Origin of the sequence: Bartonella queenslandensis AUST/NH15 (genome assembly GCF_000312585.1) — a bacterium.
Taxonomy (GTDB): domain Bacteria; phylum Pseudomonadota; class Alphaproteobacteria; order Rhizobiales; family Rhizobiaceae; genus Bartonella; species Bartonella queenslandensis_A.
The window spans coordinates 100971-103765 of record NZ_HE997979.1; the positions used below are offsets into that span (position 1 = coordinate 100971).

The following is a 2795-nucleotide window of genomic DNA, read 5'->3' on the forward strand; positions in this document are numbered from 1 at the left end:
CCCCCCACACGCATCATTCAAGGAACACGTCACTCAAGGAAAATGTCCACGATGCAACAAGACACCTCTCTTTTCAAGAATGAAAACACACACAATAAATACTCTCCCGCGCCCTCTCCACCCAGCGCAGCATGGCGCTCCACACGATCGCCCCCCACGCACACATGCCAACACATGCCTTCCACCATACCCCCCTCTTTTCATGAGGCCAAGCAACATTTTTTTTTACGAAAATCAAACGATCATTTTTAAGGAGATGATATGAACCATCAAGAGAAAAAAAACACGCACCTTCTTGAGCCTCAAGAGAAAAACCTTCAAGAGAAAGAAAAGCCCATAGGTCATTTAAAGACACAAGAAATCCCATTTGAAACGAGCAATCCTTATTTTCAGCCCACGCATCCAGAAAGTTCCAGCAACCCGCGCACCATCAAAGCTATTATCAATGCACAAAGCCGTCCCATTGCACTTTTATATGCGAAAGGACATCTCAGTAAGGCACAATATAAAGCCGCAGAACGTTTTTATTTTTACTGGCGCCACAGTCAAGCAGACCTCTACATGAGCCTTGACACCACCCGTGAAAAAGTTGCCTGTAGCCAAGGGTATACTCACCCCATTGAACAGCAAATAGAAGCCTCCAATCATTTAAAAACAATCAAAGTTCAACTTGGTATTCTTGGCTATTCACTGCTTGAGCGGGTAATCGGTTATGGGCAAGCGATCAAAGAATTAAGTTCTTCAAAACGAAAACAAAACTCCCTTGCTGATCATTTACGAGATTGTCTAGACTTGTTAGCCTTTCATTGGGGATATACAAACCATAAACATTCTGAATAATTCCCCTCTTCAGGGAAACATAACTTGTCCCTTCAGGGGAACATAGAATATTTCCCCACTCTCAAGGGAAAATTCCCCATGCCGCGCGGCAGTCTAAACGGTTTCTCCCCAAACGGTTTCTCCCCAAACGGTTTCCCCCCCAAACGGTTTCCCCCCAAACGGTTTCCCCCCCAAACGGTTTCCCCCCAAACGGTTTCTCCCCAAATGGTTTCTCCCCAAATGGTTTCTCTTTTGTGCTCCCAACCCACTACATTTTAAAGGACGCAAGGCTGCTTAAAGGACGCCAGACTGCCCACAAAATCCTTGCACTCAAAATGCATGCCCTTAAAAAAACAAAGCGCCTTACTCCCCACCGGTTTATAACCACGAGGTGCTCTATTTGTTAGGTTTATTATTGAAGAATAAATAGAGTTACAGGCGTCACAATATCTTTAAATACTTACATGACGTTGTAATTGCAAAATAAACATTCAATAAACAAGAAATATTCATGATGTTTTAAGGCACGAATGACAAAATTTTCCTTTTTAAAGGAGTATTTTTATCTTGCTCTATGTTCAATTCTCTGCTATTTATAAAGAGGTAAGTCTTCTAAGTGTGAATTTTTGTATTGAGTATGTTTTTTTAAATTCACTTTTTTTTGATATTTTTTACTACTGAATGTTAGAAATTCTCTTTATTATTGCCCTCTGTTTGAAACAGAGGGCTTTTTTTATGACTGTATTGTCTTAAATCTTATGAACTTTGTGATCTTCTTTCATAAGATCTTTAGACCATTCTTTTGTCAAATTGACTTAAACTACCCCTTCCTCAAAAGACGAGCGTTCTTCATTCAATCGAGCCTGCAAAAAATCTTCATTTTTATCCCTCTTGTCTTCCCATACACTTTTGGCCACGCATTTTTGGCCACGCACTTTTGGTTTCCCATGGTAAGGGATTGATCTAAAACTTAAAGCCCCGATAAGCGCAGCTAAAAATATTCACCACGCCTTTAAAAAACACTTCCTCCCAAAAACACTTCCCCTAAGAAAATCCATTGTATCACGCAGGCTCCTTTACCGCCTCTTAAATGAACAAGGAGTTTACGGCATACACTGTTTTACGGCATAACAGACTCACTGATATTTTTTCTTTATCGCTGGAACAGCAACAAGGTATTGTATCATGACAATGGGGTGATTCTTCTGTTCTTCATCTTAGAAACCTCAGAATAAAAGAACCAACTACTTTAGGCTTCTTATATTTCAACTCTGTTTTATATTGAATTCATCAAACCACCTCCTCACCCGTTCCAAGCAGGAAAGCCCGTGTAAAAATAAAACACTTCAAAAATAAAGAATCACAATATCTCTTAATCAATACTCTCAAGCTTCAAGAATCATCATCCCCCAAAGATCACGCCCCAAGGACCGTCATGACCCCAAGAATCGGTATAAAGCCCCCCAAGAATCGGCATAAACCCAAGGACCAGCATAAAGATTGTACACAGGCAAAGTAGATGACACGTGCCAACTTGCTCTTTTCTATGACAAAGCACCATTCTTTGAAAACTTTATTTAAGTCATTGAAATAACTGAAATATTAAACCAATACAATTGACACAATCAAAAGCCAAACTGTATGAAAATGCCTCCTAAATCTTGCAGGTGCCAAGAAAAATCAAAAAAAAATCAAAAAAAAAACAAAAAAAAGCACAAAAATATCTTAATTCTCATAGAGATCTTAATATCATTACGATGACATTGATCATCGAGTCTCATTCCTATAACCCTCTCAAATATAGGAGACAAAATAACTATCTGTAGCAAATGTAAAAACCGATAGAGATAAAATAAAAAACGGATCTCTTGGGCTTTCTCTGTTTTGAGATATGCCTTTTCCTATGGGTGCACTCTACCATCACTAAGAGTACATCCTTCCCATCAAGGATACATCCCCACTCTCGTGAGGATGTA

At 39.5% G+C, this 2795-nt stretch carries 1 protein-coding gene; it reads left to right on the forward strand.

Annotation, left to right across the window (positions count from 1 at the left end):
• Positions 1 to 261: 261 nt before the first annotated feature.
• The gene (locus BN338_RS01400) at positions 262 to 840 is read left to right on the forward strand and encodes a hypothetical protein (RefSeq protein ID WP_039758310.1); all 579 of its coding nucleotides are present in this window, start codon (positions 262 to 264) and stop codon (positions 838 to 840) included.
• Positions 841 to 2795: the final 1955 nt, after the last annotated feature.